This is a genomic window from Psychrobacter sp. 1U2 (assembly GCF_051847575.1).
On the sequence record NZ_JBPYDC010000839.1, the window covers coordinates 1 to 809 of the forward strand.

The window sequence follows — 809 nt, forward strand, 5'->3', positions numbered from 1 at the left end:
CATGCAATATTTTGGTCCATCACCGCCGCGATCGCCATACGCGTGGCACCTGAAGGCAAAAAAGCACTGGCGCTAAGTGTGCTTGCGACGGGCACTTCATTAGCGATGGTGCTGGGCGTGCCTTTGGGGCGCTTGGTCGGGCAGTGGTTTGGCTGGCGTGCGACGTTTGGTGGCATTGGCGGAATTGCTTTCATTGTGTTCATTCTACAAGCGAAGCTGTTACCGACCTTGCCCAGTATGTTTGAAGGCTCCTTTAGAAAAATTCCCGAGCTATTAAAAAATCCCTTATTGGTCTGTCTTTACCTGCTTATTCTACTGGTTTTTACTGCGCACTATACCGCCTACTCTTATATTGAGCCCTTTATGCGACAGGTCGGCTCAGTCAGTGAGAACTCAGCCACTTTTGTACTATTATTATTCGGTGTCGCAGGGATTGTAGGCAGTGTGATATTTAGTCGCTGGGGTGATCGATTTAACACACGGTTGATGCTGATATCGACGATATTAATGCTTTTTTCTATGCTTGTGCTGTTATTCGTCGTGACCTCCATTTGGGCACTCAGCCTAATTGCCTTGTTATGGGGCGCGGCACTGATGCTGCTGATTATTTCCATGCAAGCGAAAGTCATTATGGTCGACGTCAACGCCCAAGACATGCTGATGTCAATGTTTTCAGGTATTATCAACTTAGGGATTGGGACAGGCGCGCTCTTTGGTGGATACGCGGTGACGCATCTGTCTTTATCAAGCGTAGGCTATGTTGGGGCCGCTATTGCTAGTGTGGCTCTGCTACTCATGCTCTATATGAT

The 809-nt window shown here is 48.3% G+C and carries 1 protein-coding gene; it reads left to right on the top strand.

Annotation, left to right across the window (positions count from 1 at the left end; translation table 11 throughout):
* On the top strand, nt 1-809 hold an 809-nt coding region (locus tag ACS8FD_RS19045), incomplete at both ends, for an MFS transporter (RefSeq protein WP_439277010.1).